Origin of the sequence: Nocardioides pinisoli (assembly GCF_024199985.1) — a bacterium.
Classification (GTDB): Bacteria; Actinomycetota; Actinomycetes; order Propionibacteriales; family Nocardioidaceae; genus Nocardioides; species Nocardioides pinisoli.
In genome coordinates this window covers 222653-237230 of sequence record NZ_JANARS010000002.1, presented here as the reverse complement: position 1 = coordinate 237230, position 14578 = coordinate 222653, and the positions used below count along the sequence as shown (strand labels likewise).

The window sequence follows — 14578 nt, the reverse complement described above, 5'->3', positions numbered from 1 at the left end:
CCGGGTGGGGTCGCGGGAGACGGTCGAGGTCACAGGGCACCTCATGGACAGCGGCATCCTGTCGCGCGTCCTCGACGACATCCGCGAGTACGGCGGCGAGTTCGTCATCGAGGAGTTCGACGTCGGCCGCGACGCGCACGACCCGAGCAGCGCCCGCATCACCGTGGAGGCCCCGGACGACGACGCGCTCCAGCGCCTGCTCATGCGGCTGCAGACCCGCGGGGTCAACCAGGTGTCCCACGGCGACGCCGCGGTCGCGACCGCCGACGCGGACGGCGTGCTTCCGGACGGGTTCTACGCGACGACCAACCTCGAGACGCAGGTGTGCCTCGGGGGGCGGTGGCTCGACGTCGACAACCCCGAGATGGACTGCGGGCTCGTCGTCGAGGAGTCGCCCTCCGGTGACCTGCGGGTGCGGACGGTGCCGCTGTCGGACGTCGTCCGCGGCATGAGCGTCGTGGTGGGGGCGTCCGGCATCCAGGTGACCGTGCCCGACCCCGCCCCCGCGGCCGAGGCCGTCGCCTCGTTCGAGGGTGGGCACGGACCGGAGCGCCCGCAGGCGGTGCTCGTCCGGCAGGTGGCCGACGGGATGCGGCGGGCGCGGGCCTCGGGCGGACGGCTGCTGTGGGTGACCGGTCCCGGCGTCGTCCACGCGGGCGGCGTACCCGCGATGGTCGCCCTCGTGCGGGCGGGTTGGGTGGACGTCCTCTTCGCCGGCAACGCCATGGCCGCGCTCGACATCGAGACCGCCCTCTACGGCCCGAGCCCGGACGGCAGCGCACCCCCGGGCCACGAGCACGGTCACGAGCACCGGGTCCGGGCGGTCAACACCATCCGGAGGGCCGGCTCCATCGAGCGTGCGGTCCGCGACGGCGTCCTGCCCAGCGGCGTGATGCGCGCGCTGGTCACCGAGGGCAAGCGCTTCGTCCTCGTCGGGTCCGTCCGTGACGACGGTCCCCTCCCCGATGTCCACACCGACGTGGTCGAGGGCCAGCGCGCCATGCGGGCCGAGATCCACGACGTCAGCTACTGCCTGATGATGGCGACCCAGCTCTACGCCGTCGCCACGGGTGGCCTCCTCCCGGCCTCCGTGCCGCTGGTCTGCGTCGACATCAACCCGGCCATCGTCACCCGGCTCGCCGACCGGGGCACCGGCCAGGGGCGCGGCATCGTCACCGACGTCGGGCTGTTCCTCGAACAGCTCGCGCTCGAGCTCGTGCCGGACTACCGCCGGGGTTGAGGCTCGGCGACCAGGAGCGCGGCCCCGATCATCCCCGCCTGTGGGCCCAGCTCGGCCGCGACCAGACCGGGGATCCGGCGATGCGCTGCTCCGACCAGGGTGTGACGCAGCGCGTCCCGCGCCGGCTCGAGCAGGCGGTCCCCCGCGGCTGAGACGCCACCCCCGACGACGATCACCTCCGGGTCGAGCGCCGCGACGAGGTTCGCCACGCCGACGCCGAGCCAGTGGCCCACCGACGCGAACGCCTGGCGTGCGACGAGGTCGCCCTGCTCCGCAGCGATCGTGACCATCGGCCCGGTGATGCGGTCGGGGTCGCCATCCGTCATGTCGCTCAGCACAGACGGCTGCCCGACCATGAGAGCGCGGACGTTGCGCACCAGCGCGTTGCCCGACGAGTACTGCTCCCAGCAGCCCCGCCGCCCGCACTCGCACGCCTGGCCGTCGGGCACGACCTGCATGTGCCCGAACTCCCCCGCCATCCCGTTGGCGCCCCGGACGACCCGTCCTTCCAGCAGGACCGCGCCCCCGATCCCGGTGCCCATCGTGACCATCAGGGCCGACGCCGCCCCCCGGGCAGCGCCGAAACGGGCCTCGGCGCGCGCCGCGCAGTTGGCGTCGTTGTCGAGGCCGACCGGGCAGCCGAGTCGCTCCTCCAGCAGGTGCTTGAGCGGCTCGCCCTGCCACGGGAGGTGGGGGGCGAACATGACCCGCTCCCCCGCCGAGTCGACGAAGCCCGCCGCGGCCACGCCCACTCCCGCAAGCGGCTCGCCCCCGGCGGCCTCCACGATGCCCTCGACCAAGGCGTCCTCGACCCGCCTCGTCACCACGCGACGCCCCGGTGTCGTACGAAGCGCAGTGCGGGCGACCCGGCCCTCGTCATCGACCACGCCGGCCAGCACCTTGGTGCCGCCGATGTCGACCCCGACCACCACGCCCTCGTTCACGCGCCACATCTTGGCGCACCACGATCGGCATGGCCCGGTCGGCACGGCCGTCTAGTCACTTCGAGTCATCTTGCGTCACGGACGGACAAGAGTGTCGTCAAAGCAGCGACACCCGAGACCGACACCTCCTACCGTGACGGACGGACACCTCGGGGAAAGGGGATCTCATGCGCTTAAGCACACGGATGAAGCGTCGCACCGAGGACGGTGCGTCGGCGGTCGAGTTTGCGCTCGTTGTCCCGTTGCTGCTGCTGATTGTGATCGGGATCATCAATTTCGGCTTCGTGTTCGCTCAGCAGATCTCGCTCAACAACGCCGCGCGCCAAGCAGCCCGATTTGGTGCCGTTGCAGGCAACTCGTGCCTTGCAATTGAGAACGAAGGAAAGGCCTCCGCGGGTACCATCGGCATGCCCGCAAGCCAGGTGCCCACACCTGCAATCTCGAATTGCACAGCGGGAGACGATTCGGACTTTCCATGCACGAAGCCAGCCTCCGGGCCCCTCGTGACCAACGTGACCGTCACCATGACCCGGCTCGGGAGCAGTAACCCATGGGTGGCCACCTTCCCTCCCTTCAACCTGATTCCCGCGCCGACGTTGACCGGTCAGGGCGTTATGCGTTGTGAGTACTCATGATGACGTTGAGATCACGCATGATTCGTGACGAGTCGGGCGCTACGGCGATCCTGGTCGGCCTGATGGCGACAGTGTTGATCGGCATGATGGCGTTCACTGCAGATCTGGGCATGGCCTATGCCAACAAGCGCCAGCTTCAGACCGCAGCTGACGCGGCTGCTCTAAGCGCTGCCGGAGTGTTCGCAACAAGTCTTCATGCCGACTGCTCGCAAATTCGTGCAGACAAACTCGGCGACGCCACGTCTGAGGCGGGCTCCAAGGTAACCCTCAACACACCGAGTTCCGGCACCGCCGCGATGGCCGCGAGTGATTTTACGGCAGCATGCACGGCTGACGGGCTCGAGGTCACAGCAAAGGTGAAGGGCACCAGCCCAGACCTTTTTGGCAACCTCGTCGGCCACTCGGGCGACTACGCCGTTTCTCGCACAGCCACCGCTGTCGTCGAACCCGCCACCGGCGTAGGTAACCGACTGCGGCCTCTGGCCGTCTGTTCCAGCGAAATCGATCCGGCGCTCGCGCCCGGCGATCCCTTTCGCATCTACGCTCCGGGCAATGGTCACACCCCGCCGGCGAGTTGCCCGGTGCCGCCTGTCGACGGCAACTGGTGGATGCTCGACTGCCCCGGCGAGCACTCGGACGACGGAGATGACACGAGTGGTACTTCGGCGCTCCAAGCTCAGATCATGAACGGCTGTAAAGACCAGGTGAGCATCGTGGATGGTCAAGACGCGGCGACCAGCCCCTCTCATCTCAACAGCATTCTCGCAAACGCTTGTCCCCCTATTCCGACCACCCGTCCGTTCGACTGCATGAGCGGAGATCCGGGTGCGCCAGACGCTGGCCACATCGAAGATGGATGGCAGGCCCTGATCGATTCTGAGGCGCTCTCGTTTATCCCAGTCTTCTGTGCACCGCCCACCTGCGCCACCTCCTCCGTGACGGGCAGCGGCACCAGCGCTGTCTTCCCGGTCCACGCGTTCATGGCTGTCACAGTGTGCGGGTACCACTTCGGCAAGCAACCGAGCAAGCATTACCGAGACTCGTCACCGGGCCCAATCTGCGGTGCGTCGAGCGTCGATGCGGCGTTGGATCAGATGCTTCTTGAGAAGAACGGCAGCGGTCATCCCTTGATGGACACCAACTACCTCGTCGTCGTCTACCAACGCGCCCAGGCGTCGGGCAGCGTTGACCCGTCCGAGTGCGACCTAGGAGACACAGACTGCGACAAGGGAGTCCGCCAGGTGCGACTGACCAGGTAAGTCACTCGTTCTCAGGCCAGTCGTCGGCGAGGCCGATATGCTCGACCTCGTCCGCGCCCGTGGACGAGTGCGGCCCGGTCGCCAGGAGCGCTGCTGCAGCCTGCGCGAGCGAGGTCGCCGCGGCGGTCAGGTGAGCCGTGACCTCGGGGCTGACATGCCGGACGGTGCTGATCGCGCGGCACAGGGGGCAGACCGTGCACTCGGCGGCACCGGTCGCCAGGTGCTCGTTGAGGTCGTGCGCCGCGGTGGCTGCCTGCGACGCAAAGCCGGACAACCCGTCCCCGGCCTCCGAGGCGTGCTCGCGCGCCCACCCCGACAGCGCGCCGAGGAGCTTGGCGGCCTCCTCGCCCAGGGTGCCGACGTCGTGCGGTTCGGCGTCGGTCACAGGGCCCCCTCGGACAGGTCGGTGGATGCGGCGGCCGGCTCGGTGAACCGGACCTGGAGCTGACCGTCGCGCACCCGCGCACCGACCACCCGATGGCGCGCGAGCCCGGAGGGCAGCGTCAGGAGCCGACGGTACGACGCCACCGAGACGACCAGCTCATCGCCCTTCCGGACGAGGCCGACGTCGTCCTGGGCCACGAGCGGCAGCGGCAGCGACAGCACGAGGCCGCCGGCCGCCGCGCGGACGGACATGGGGGTCGTCGTCGTGCCGCGTGCGAGCGGGTCCGAGCCGTCGTACACCGATGCCGCGAGGTCGAGCAGCTCGTGCCGGCCCACCGGCTCGCTCGCCCGGTAGACCGACGTGCGGAGCTCGAGCCCGGCGAAGGAGTCGGCGGCGTCCGCGAGCTGGCGGCACTGGGCCTCCACCCAGGCGCGCCGCCACTCGTCGGCCCCCTCCTCGGGGAAGACACGGTTCACGATCGCGGTATCGACCTGGTAGCCGAAGAGCGTCAGGAACGTGTAGGCCCGCCGCGCCTCGGCCAGCACCACGGCCTCGGGCGTGAGCACCAGGCGTACCGACGTGTCGGGGCCGGTCAGCACCGTGCGTACGTCGTCGAGATCGGCGTGCAGGCGCTCGATCGCGTCGAACACGGAGTCCTCGGGCATCGGCACACCGGCCGCGCGGGTCAGGACGGGCCGCAGTGCCTTGACGACGCGCCGCTCGACCGGGAGGACGCGGGTCATGTACCACCCGAGCGCCTCGGGGAGCGCCAGCAGGCGGAGCGTCTCGGCTGTCGGCGCACAGTCGACGACCAGCACGTCCCACTCCCCCGACCTCGCCTGCGCGCGCACCTCGAGGAGTGCCAGCACCTCCTCGGCGCCGGGAATGACCGTGAGCTCCTCGGCGGCGACCGGGTCGACGCCGGCCACGTCGAGCACGCTGAGCAGATATCCCTGGATGTCGGCCCACGACCGCTCGAACCGCCTCTGGGCGTCGACGTGCTGGACCCACAGGTTTGCCGCGGCCTCGGTCGGCTCGGACGTGGCGGGCACGTCGAGGGCGTCGGCCAGTGAGTGGGCGGCGTCGGTGGACAGCACCAGCGTCCGGTGCCCGGCCGCGGCGCTGGCGCACGCCGTCGCCGCGGCCAGCGTCGACTTGCCCACCCCGCCCTTGCCGGTGAACAGCAGGATCCGCATGCCCGGACCGCGCGTTAGAGCGACTCGACGCGCTTCTTGAGGCCCTTCAGCGCGGCGTCGATGAGGATCTTCTCGCCCTTGCGCTTGAGCATGCCGATCAACGGGATGCTCACGTCGAGCGCGAGGCGGTAGGTGACCTCGGTGCTGCCGTCGCCGCGGTCGACGAGCGTGTAGGCGCCGTCGAGGGCGCGCAGCATGTTGCCCTCGACCAGGGTCCAGGTGACCTCGCGATCGCCCTCCCAGTCGTAGGAGAGGGTGTACTCGTCCTTGATGGGCGAGACGTCGAGGGCGAAGTAGACCTGCTCGGCGCGGTCACCGGCTCCCGGCTCGACGACCTCGGCCGTCTGCACGCCCTTGGCCCACTCGGGGTAGGACTCGAAGTCGGCGATGACGGCCATCACGTCGGCCGGAGGAGCGTCGACGACGATCGACGAGGAGGTCTGTTCGGCCATGGCCGGAGCCTAGCCCACGGCGCGGACCGCGCCGGGCCGGTGCACCGGGCGTGCTCGCCAACCCGGAACGGGCGATAACCTGCCGATCGCAGTCCACCACCCTCCAGGAGGTTCCACCGTGCGGGAGTTCTCGACGCCGCTCTCCATCACCATCCCGACCACCGGGAACCTCACCGACGACGTCGTCACCAACGGCCGCGACTTCGCGGACACCGTGGTGTTCAGCCGTCGCACCGACGACGGGTGGGCCGACGTCACCGCCGCCACGTTCCTCGAGGAGGTGCGAGCGGTGGCCAAGGGCTTGGTCGCGGCCGGCGTGGAGGTCGGCGACCGGGTCGCCCTGCTGTCGAAGACCCGCTACGAGTGGACGCTCCTCGACTACGCCATCTGGTTCGCCGGGGCGGTCACCGTGCCGATCTACGAGACGTCGTCGGCCGAGCAGATCGGCTGGATCCTTGAGGACTCCGGCGCACGGGCCATCGTGGCGGAGGGCCCCGACCACCTCGCGCGGGTCCGCGAGGCGCGCCAGTCCGGTGACCTCACCGAGCTCCAGCACGTGTGGTCGCTGCAGGACAACGCCGTCGACGTCCTCGGACGTCTCGGGTCCGACATCTCTGACGACGTGCTCGAGCAGCGGCGTACGTCGGCGACACCGCTCGACCTCGCGACGCTCATCTACACCAGCGGCACGACGGGCAAGCCCAAGGGCTGCATGATCACCCACGGCAACTTCATGTTCGAGCTCGGCGTGGCCGTCGACGAGCTGCACGAGCTGTTCGACAGCCACGAGGCCTCGACGCTTCTGTTCCTGCCGCTCGCGCACGTCTTCGCGCGCATCATCCAGATCGGCGCCGTGAAGAGCCGAGCCAAGATGGGCCACAGCGCCGACATCAAGAACCTGGTGACCGACCTCGGCGAGTTCAAGCCGACCTTCATCCTGGCGGTGCCGCGGGTCTTCGAGAAGGTCTTCAACAGCGCCTCGCAGCGGGCGACCGCCGATGGCCGCGGCAGGATCTTCGACCGCGCGGCCGACGTCGCGATCGCCTGGTCACGGGCGTCGGACGGCAAGCGGGTGCCAGTACGCCTGCGCGCCCAGCACGCGCTCTTCGACCGCCTCGTCTACGGCAAGCTGCGCCACGCCCTCGGCGGGAGCTGCACGTACGCCATCTCGGGTGGCGCACCGCTGGGCGACCGGCTCGGACACTTCTACCGCGGCATCGGCCTCACGGTGCTCGAGGGGTACGGCCTCACGGAGACGACTGCCGCACTGTCCGCCAACCTCCCCGACGCCACCAAGATCGGCACGGTGGGACGCCCCCTGCCCGGCACGAGCGTGCGCGTCGCCGACGACGGTGAGCTTCTCTTCCGCGGTGGCCAGGTCTTCGCGGGCTACTGGGGTGACGAGGAGGCCTCGGCCGAGGCGATCGACCGGGACGGCTGGTTCCACACCGGCGACGTGGGCGAGGTCGACGACGAGGGCTTCGTCCGCATCACCGGCCGCAAGAAGGAGATCCTCGTGACGGCCGGCGGAAAGAACGTCGCTCCGGCCGTCCTGGAGGACCGGCTCCGCGCCCACGCCCTGGTCGACCAGTGCCTGGTGGTCGGTGACGGACAACCCTTCATCGGCGCGCTGGTCACCATCGACCGGGAGACCTTCCCCGCGTGGGCCGAGCAGCACGGCAAGTCCAAGGACGTCGCGGACCTGGTCGACGACCCCGACCTCGTCGCCGCGGTCCAGGAGGCCGTCGACGAGGCCAACAAGGCCGTGTCGAAGGCCGAGTCGATCCGCAAGTTCACGATCCTGCCCGGCGAGTGGACCGAGGAGGGCGGTCAGCTCACCCCCAGCCTCAAGCTCAAGCGGCGCGTCGTGATGCGTGAGTCCCGCGAGGAGATCGAGGCGCTCTACCTCGGGTGATAGCGGTCGGCATGGCTCGGGTGGACGGTCGTCCCGCACGCTGGCGGCGTCAGCGGTGACTAGGCCTCACTAGTCCGTTTGGGTGGCGTCGGGGCTACGTTCGGGTGGTTTGGTCGGTTTAGCCCACGGCCGTCCCAGCATCGGTCCTAGATTCATGCCGCTGGGAGGGCTCCGGGGCCCGGTTCACGCAGAGACCCTGGATCCTCCTGCGCGCCCGGGACCCTGCCGTGGGGCTCCCATGACTCGCGAAGGACCGCACCATGGCTCGCCGATCCGTACTTCTCCTCGTCGCCATTCTCATCGCGCTCGCCGGAACGGCCATGATCGTGCTCTACGTGCAGGGCATCGAAGCTCGTGCCACGAAGGAACAGGAGCTCGTCGAGGTGCTCGTCGCCGCTGAGACCATCGACACCGGTGAATCAGTGACCGACGCCCAAGAGGCCGGCAAGATCGAGAAGGCCGAAGTCCGGCGCGCCGACCTGGTCGACGGCAGCCTGTCCTCGACGTCCTCCATCTCCGACCTCGTGGCTGTCGGCACGATCTACCCCGGCGAGCAGCTCATCGCCAGAAAGTTCGGCAGCCTGGGCGACACCGAGAGCCTCGTCATCCCGGACGGCAAGATGGCCGTCTCCGTCGAACTCACCGACTTCGAGCGCGTCGCCGGCTTCGTCAACCCGGGCAATGAGGTCGCCATCTTTGCCACGCCACAGGACCTGACAGCGATCCTTCCCGACGACAAAGAGCAGAAGCTGGGCGACTACACCCGCATTGTGCTCACGCGCGTGCCCGTGCTGGGTGTAGGCACCACGAGCGTGACGTCGCGGACCACGAAGACCGAGGATGGTGGCCAAGTTGCCGAGGAGGTGGCCCGCACCATTCTCACGCTCGCAGTCACTCAAGACGAAGCGGAACAGCTGATCCAAGCCGACCGCAACTCGGATGTCACCTTCGCGCTCCTGACTGATGAGTCCAAGATTTCGGACAGTCCCGGAGTTCGACCCGCCGACCTTTACCCGGAGCTCTTCACAGGTGGGACTCGATCGTGACCGCCGTCCTCGAACCCGACGGCGCTCAGCGTTCCATCCTGCAGGCGATGCTGCATGGCTCCCAGGCGTTCGCCGACCTGGACGGTCTCGAGCAGCACATTCGAACCGCCGACACCGAGTTCGCCGTCGTCATCGGTCCCTCCGTGCCGGGCGAGGCGGCCGCGGAGCTGGCCCAGTGGGCGCGCGTGCACCGACCAGACCTCGGCGTCATCCTCCTGCGGAACGAGATCGACAGCACCACCCTGGCGCTGGCGCTGCGCAGCGGCATGCGCGAGGTGGTCGCAGCCAAAGACCTGGCAGGCATCACGACGGCCGTCCAGCGGGCGCGCAGCGTGGCCAACGCCATCGGACAGACCCTTCTCGACGAGGTGCAGGCTGCCGCTCAAACGGCACGCGCCGAGGTCGCGGCGGAGGTCGCCAAGGCCGCGGCGGACGCCAAGGCCGAGGCGGACGCACCTCGCGGCAAGATCGTCACCGTCTTCTCCACCAAGGGCGGCGTGGGGAAAAGCCTCGTCGCGACCAACGTGGGCGTCGCACTCGCCGACCAGGGTTACAACGTGTGCCTCGTCGACCTCGACGTCAACAGCGGGGACGTCGCCATCATGCTGCAGCTCACGCCGCACCGCACCATCAACGACCTCGCTGGCTTCAACGGTGTGATCGAGGCCGAAGGCATCGGGTCCATCCTGACGCGTCACTCGGACAACCTGTCCGTCGTCGCCGCCCCGGTGCGTCTGGACTCCCCGGACGAGGCGTCCGTGGACGACATCGGCAAACTCCTGGACGCGCTCCGCCGCATGGTCGACTTCGTCGTCGTCGACACCTCCGGGGTCTTCGACGACCACGCGTTGTGCGCGCTCGACCGGTCGGACCTCATCGTCCTTGTCGGCACCCTGGACATTCCATCGCTGAAGGCCCTCAAGCTCGCCACGAGCACCCTCGAGATGCTGAACTTCCCGAAGTCCACGTGGAAGTTCGTCCTCAACCGGGCAGACGGCAAGGTCGGCCTAGCTTCCGAGGAGTACGAGAAGACCCTGAACCTGAAGGCCGACTGCTCGCTCGTGTCGAGCCGCGAGGTCCTTGCCGCAGTCAACCGCGGCGAGGCCCTCGTCAGGGCCTACCCCGGACACCAGAACAGCAAGGCTCTCGTCTCCTTCGCCAAGTCCGTCGCGAGCATCGCCGGCCAGTCCGCCGGTGAGGACGAGAGCAATCCGTCGAGCCGGAAGTCGAGCGGCTCCCGGCTCCGCCTGAGGAGGGGCTGACGTGAGCCTGACAGACCGACTGGCCGCAGCGCGGGGTCGCAGCACCGAGACCATGGACACCCCTGCTCCGAGCGACACCAGCGGTGGTGGCAGCGTGCCGGCTCCCGCCAGCAACGGACCGAAGCGCAAGACCGCCGCACCGAAGGGTGACCCCTTCCAGGACCTCAAGCGCGTCGTGCACCAGCGGCTCGTCGAGACGCTCGGTCCCAAGCTCTACGACGCACACATGACGCAGTCCGAGCTGGAGCAGCAGGTGCGCCTCGCCCTCCAGACGTCCATCGCTGACGCCGACATCCCCATGTCCTCGGCTGACCGCACCCGTGTCTCCCAGGAGATCGCCGACGACATCCTCGGCTACGGTCCCATCGAGCCGCTGCTCCGCGACCCGAGCCTGTCCGAAGTCATGGTCAACTCCTTCCAGGACATCTACGTGGAGCGGAGCGGCAAGCTCGTCAGGGTCGACACCGCGTTCACGGACGAGGCACACCTCCGACGAACTATCGACAAGATCGTCAGCAAGATCGGACGTCGCGTCGACGAGACCAGCCCGATGTGTGACGCACGCCTGCCCGACGGCAGCCGCGTCAACGCGATCATCCCTCCTCTCGCGCTGGACGGCTCGAAGCTGACCATCCGGAAGTTCTCGGAGGACCCGTACACGGTGGAGGACCTCATCGGCTTCGGCACGCTCACGCGTCCGGCGGCCAACCTGCTGGAGGGCTGCGTCCGGGGTCGCCTCAACATCCTCGTCTCGGGCGGAACCGGCGCCGGCAAGACCACGACGCTCAACGTGCTGTCCTCCTTCATCCCCGACGACGAACGCATCGTGACGATCGAGGACGCGGCCGAGCTCCGGCTCGTCCAAGACCACGTCCTCCGCCTCGAGTCGCGCCCGGCGAACATCGAGGGCAAGGGCGCGGTCACCATCCGCGACCTCGTCAAGAACTCGCTGCGCATGCGGCCCGACCGCGTCGTCGTCGGCGAGATCCGCGATGCCGCGGCCCTCGACATGCTTCAGGCGATGAACACCGGTCACGACGGCTCGATCTCGACCCTGCACGCCAACACGCCACGCGACGCGCTCGCCCGCCTGGAGACGATGGTGCTCATGGCGGGCATGGACCTGCCGGTCCGGGCCATCCGCGAGCAGGTGGCCAGCGCCGTCGACCTGATCATCCAGCAGACCCGCCTCAAGGACGGCACCCGTCGCATCACGGCGATCACCGAGATCGTCGGCATGGAGGGTGACATCATCACGACGCAGGACGTGTTCCTCTTCGACTACGCCGCCGGTCTGGACGAGAACGGCAAGTTCAAGGGCGGCCTGAAGTCCATGGGCCTCCGTCCGCGGTTCCTCGAGCGCCTCACCGACCACGGCGTACACGTCGACCCCGCCGTCTTCGCCACCGGCGGGACCCTGCGATGAGGCGCGCCCACGCCGCCCGCGCGGCGTCCGCCCTCCTCGCCGGCGGACTTCTCGTCCTGTCGGTTGCGATGCCGGCCAGCGCCGTCGACGAGGTGACCATCGATCACGTCGAGACGGTCGACGGCGACGTGTCCCTGGTCCTGGCGGTCGACGGCGTCCCCGCGGGCGCGACGGCGGACCCCAAGTCGGTCGAGGTGGACATTGACGGACGTACCGTGGACTCCAAGGCCAAGGTCATCTCCGCCGGCGACGTCGAGCGCACCACCGTCCTCGTCCTCGACGCCAGCAACAGCATGCTGCAGCGCGACAAGTTCGCATCCGCCACGGCCGCGGTCGACGCGTTTCTCGCCTCGGCTCCCGCCGACGTGCGCATCGGTCTCGTGGCCTTCGCCGGCGACCTGGGCGAGGTCGTCGAGCCGACTACCGACCACGACGCCGTGCGCGCAGCCCTGGCTGACGTCACGTTGCGCAAGGGAACGGCTGTCTACGACGCCATGGCAGCAGGGCTCGACCAAATGGGTGCCGACGGGTCGCGCTCGCTGCTGGTCCTGTCCGACGGTGGAGACACCAGCAGTTCGACGACACTGGAGGTCGTTGCGAAGGACGCGACCGACCGAGGTGTCGTCGTCGACGTCGTCTCCCTGGCCAACCCTAAGAACGCGGAGACCATGTCGAGCCTGGCCGAAGGCACCGGCGGCCAGGTCATCCCCGCCGGGCAGAGCGCGCTTGAGGATGTCTTCTCGGCCCAGGCGGACGCGCTCGCCCAGCAGCTCGTCGTGAGCTTTGAGCGACCGCAGGACGCTGCGGAGGAGGTCAACCTCACTGTCAGCGTCGACGCTGGTGGGTCGACCTACAAGGACGCGGCCTTCATCTCCATCGGGGCGGCCGCGGCCGGCCCCGACCTCGTCAGCTCCGGTAGATCGCTGGTCGGCACGCCCGGCATGCTGCTCGGAGCGGCGGCCCTGGCACTCGGCTTCGTCGGGGTGCTCGGCATCGCCCTGTCAGGGCCCGGCCGGTCGTCGGCCGACCGGCGCCTCGAGGCCTACTTCGGAGAGGGCAAGCCCGGCAAGCGCAAGTCGGACACGGCGGCCGACATCAAGGGCTCCGCGGTCGCGCTGGCGGACAAGGTCGTCACCGCCGACCTCGAGACCCGGATCTCGCAGCGTCTGGCTGGCGCCGGATCGGCCCTCACCGCCGCCGAGTGGCTGTTGCTCCACGCCGGGACCGCCATCGGGGCCGCCCTCGGCTGCTTCGTCCTCGGCGGCGCCGGTCTCGCCGTGCTCGGTTTCCTGTTGGGCGTCGTCGGGCCGTGGCTCTACCTCAGGTTCCGGCACTCGCGCCGCCTCAGCCGCTTCAACGGTCAGCTGGCCGAGACGCTCGGTCTGATGGCGGGCGGCCTCCAGGCCGGCCTGTCCCTCCCCCAGGCCGTCGACACCGTCGTTCGCGAGGGAAACGAACCGATGGCGGGCGAACTTCGGCGGGCGCTCGTCGAGCAGCGTCTGGGCGTCGACATCACCGACGCGCTCGAGAGCGTTGGCCACCGGATGGACAGCGCTGACTTCGGGTGGATCGTGATGGCCATCCGCATCCAGCGCGAGGTGGGCGGCAACCTCGCAGAGATCCTCACGACCGTGGCCGACACCCTGCGCGAGCGTGAGTACCTGCGGCGCCAGGTTAAAGCGCTGAGTGCCGAGGGCCGGTTGTCCGGCTACATCCTCGGCGGCATGCCTCCCGCGCTGTTCGCCTACATGTACTTCGCCAACAACGAGTACGTCCGTGTTCTCTACACGTCTCTCATCGGGTTCATCCTGCTGGGCGCAGCCGTCGTGCTGCTCTCCATAGGTGGGTTCCTCATGTTCAAGCTCGCGAAGGTCGAGGTCTGAGATGTCGCTCCTGTTGGTGGGCGCCGTGATGATGTTCGCTGCCCTGACCCTCGGTCTTTCGGTCATCGGCGTCGTCAACCAAGAACGCCGCGGGGTCGCGCGATCCGTCGCCGCGATCCAGGCATTAGACAGCGCGCCTTCTGCACTCAAGTCCGAGATCGAGCAACCCTTTGCCGAACGGGTCCTCGGCCCGCTCGGTGACCGGCTGGTGAACCTCGGCCGCCGCCTCGTGCGGGCCGACACCGCCCAGAAGCTGCAGTACCGGCTCAACATCGCCGGGAACCCTCCGGCCTGGGACGTCAACCGCATCATCGGTCTGAAGGTGCTAGGTCTGGCCGTTCTCGGCGTTCTCGGCTTCGTCTACCTGCTGGGGCAAGACTGGCCGTTCTACCGGGTCGTCCTGGTCACCGGCATCGTGGCAGCGTTCGGCTACGTGCTCCCCAACGTCCTTCTCTACAACGCGGGCCAGAAGCGCGAGACGCAGATGCGGAACGCTCTTCCCGACGCGATGGATCTCTTGACCGTCTCGGTGGAGGCCGGCCTCGGGTTCGACGCTGCGGTGAGCCGAGTGGCCAAGAACGGCGAGGGCCCGCTCAACCAGGAGTTCGCGCGCCTACTTCAGGAGATGCAGCTCGGTGTCGGTCGTGTGGACGCCATGCGACTCATGGCCGAACGCACGTCCCTGGGGGACCTCAAATCCTTCTGCAGTGCGATGGTGCAGGCCGACAGCCTCGGCATCCCGATCGCCCGGGTGCTCCGTATCCAAAGCCACGAGATGCGGACCAAACGACGCCAGCGGGCGGAGGAGAAGGCCCAGCAGGTGCCCGTCCGCATCATGATCCCGTTGGTGCTGTTCATCCTCCCGTGCATCTTCATCGTGATCCTCGGCCCGGCCGGGGTCTCGATCGCCACGACCTTCAGCGAGTAGAACAGTA

At 68.9% G+C, this 14578-nt stretch carries 13 protein-coding genes; 9 read left to right on the top strand and 4 right to left on the bottom strand.

All coding sequences use genetic code 11. The features are described from left to right. The first annotated feature begins 4 nt into the window (after positions 1–4). Positions 5–1240 (top strand): ornithine cyclodeaminase family domain, encoded by a 1236-nt coding sequence (locus NCI01_RS22585; RefSeq protein ID WP_254180402.1) that lies wholly within the window; start codon positions 5–7, stop codon positions 1238–1240. Here NCI01_RS22585 and NCI01_RS05125 read toward each other — a convergent pair. Then, positions 1225–2184: an ROK family protein gene (locus NCI01_RS05125; RefSeq protein WP_254180401.1), complete on the bottom strand. Its 960-nt coding sequence runs from the start codon at positions 2182–2184 to the stop codon at positions 1225–1227. The genes NCI01_RS22585 and NCI01_RS05125 overlap by 16 nt on opposite strands. 185 nt (positions 2185–2369) lie before the next feature. Here NCI01_RS05125 and NCI01_RS05120 point away from each other — a divergent pair, with 185 nt between their 5' ends. After that, positions 2370–2819 carry a TadE/TadG family type IV pilus assembly protein gene (locus NCI01_RS05120; protein ID WP_254180400.1) on the top strand — a complete coding sequence of 150 codons (450 nt, stop codon included), beginning with the start codon at positions 2370–2372 and terminating at the stop codon, positions 2817–2819. A 17-nt stretch (positions 2820–2836) separates the two neighbouring features. Then, entirely contained in the window at positions 2837–4078 is a 1242-nt protein-coding gene (locus NCI01_RS05115; RefSeq protein ID WP_254180399.1) for a pilus assembly protein TadG-related protein, read from the top strand. Between the two features lies 1 nt (position 4079). Here NCI01_RS05115 and NCI01_RS05110 read toward each other — a convergent pair whose 3' ends face one another. From NCI01_RS05110 to NCI01_RS05100, 3 genes are read right to left on the bottom strand one after another with little or no spacing between them, the layout of a single operon-like run. Continuing rightward, complete coding sequence (locus NCI01_RS05110) at positions 4080–4463, bottom strand: hypothetical protein (RefSeq protein WP_254180398.1); 384 nt, start codon at positions 4461–4463, stop codon at positions 4080–4082. Continuing rightward, a complete protein-coding gene (locus NCI01_RS05105; RefSeq protein ID WP_254180397.1) occupies positions 4460–5659 on the bottom strand; it encodes an ArsA family ATPase in 1200 nt (399 codons plus the stop codon). Before NCI01_RS05105 ends, NCI01_RS05110 begins: the two co-directional genes overlap by 4 nt. Positions 5660–5673: 14 nt before the next feature. After that, entirely contained in the window at positions 5674–6111 is a 438-nt protein-coding gene (locus NCI01_RS05100; protein WP_254180396.1) for an SRPBCC family protein, read from the bottom strand. A gap of 118 nt (positions 6112–6229) precedes the next feature. Between NCI01_RS05100 and NCI01_RS05095 the strand changes: the two genes are divergently transcribed. The 6 genes from NCI01_RS05095 to NCI01_RS05070 all read left to right on the top strand — a co-directional run bounded on the left by NCI01_RS05095 (position 6230) and on the right by NCI01_RS05070 (position 14571). Continuing rightward, complete coding sequence (locus NCI01_RS05095) at positions 6230–8026, top strand: AMP-dependent synthetase/ligase (RefSeq protein WP_254180395.1); 1797 nt, start codon at positions 6230–6232, stop codon at positions 8024–8026. Between the two features lie 260 nt (positions 8027–8286). Beyond that, positions 8287–9072 (top strand): Flp pilus assembly protein CpaB, encoded by a 786-nt coding sequence (cpaB, locus tag NCI01_RS05090; RefSeq protein WP_254180394.1) that lies wholly within the window; start codon positions 8287–8289, stop codon positions 9070–9072. A gap of 47 nt (positions 9073–9119) precedes the next feature. Further along, entirely contained in the window at positions 9120–10334 is a 1215-nt protein-coding gene (locus NCI01_RS05085) for a CpaE/TadZ family protein (RefSeq protein WP_254180393.1), read from the top strand. Position 10335: 1 nt separating this feature from the next. Continuing rightward, on the top strand, positions 10336–11760 hold the full coding sequence (locus NCI01_RS05080) for a TadA family conjugal transfer-associated ATPase (protein ID WP_254180392.1): 1425 nt from the start codon (positions 10336–10338) through the stop codon (positions 11758–11760). After that, positions 11757–13643 carry a type II secretion system F family protein gene (locus tag NCI01_RS05075; protein WP_254180391.1) on the top strand — a complete coding sequence of 629 codons (1887 nt, stop codon included), beginning with the start codon at positions 11757–11759 and terminating at the stop codon, positions 13641–13643. Before NCI01_RS05080 ends, NCI01_RS05075 begins: the two co-directional genes overlap by 4 nt. A gap of 1 nt (position 13644) precedes the next feature. After that, complete coding sequence (locus NCI01_RS05070) at positions 13645–14571, top strand: type II secretion system F family protein (RefSeq protein ID WP_254180390.1); 927 nt, start codon at positions 13645–13647, stop codon at positions 14569–14571. Positions 14572–14578: the final 7 nt, after the last annotated feature.

Excerpts from the sequence above, each read along its gene's own strand:
- NCI01_RS05120 (WP_254180400.1), top strand. The coding sequence starts at position 2,370 with ATGAAGCGTCGCACCGAGGACGGTGCGTCGGCGGTCGAGTTTGCGCTC.
- NCI01_RS05115 (WP_254180399.1), top strand. The coding sequence starts at position 2,837 with ATGATTCGTGACGAGTCGGGCGCTACGGCGATCCTGGTCGGCCTGATG.
- NCI01_RS05105 (WP_254180397.1), bottom strand. The coding sequence starts at position 5,659 with ATGCGGATCCTGCTGTTCACCGGCAAGGGCGGGGTGGGCAAGTCGACG.
- NCI01_RS05100 (WP_254180396.1), bottom strand. The coding sequence starts at position 6,111 with ATGGCCGAACAGACCTCCTCGTCGATCGTCGTCGACGCTCCTCCGGCC.
- cpaB (WP_254180394.1), top strand. The coding sequence starts at position 8,287 with ATGGCTCGCCGATCCGTACTTCTCCTCGTCGCCATTCTCATCGCGCTC.
- NCI01_RS05085 (WP_254180393.1), top strand. The coding sequence starts at position 9,120 with ATGCTGCATGGCTCCCAGGCGTTCGCCGACCTGGACGGTCTCGAGCAG.
- NCI01_RS05075 (WP_254180391.1), top strand. The coding sequence starts at position 11,757 with ATGAGGCGCGCCCACGCCGCCCGCGCGGCGTCCGCCCTCCTCGCCGGC.
- NCI01_RS05070 (WP_254180390.1), top strand. The coding sequence starts at position 13,645 with ATGTCGCTCCTGTTGGTGGGCGCCGTGATGATGTTCGCTGCCCTGACC.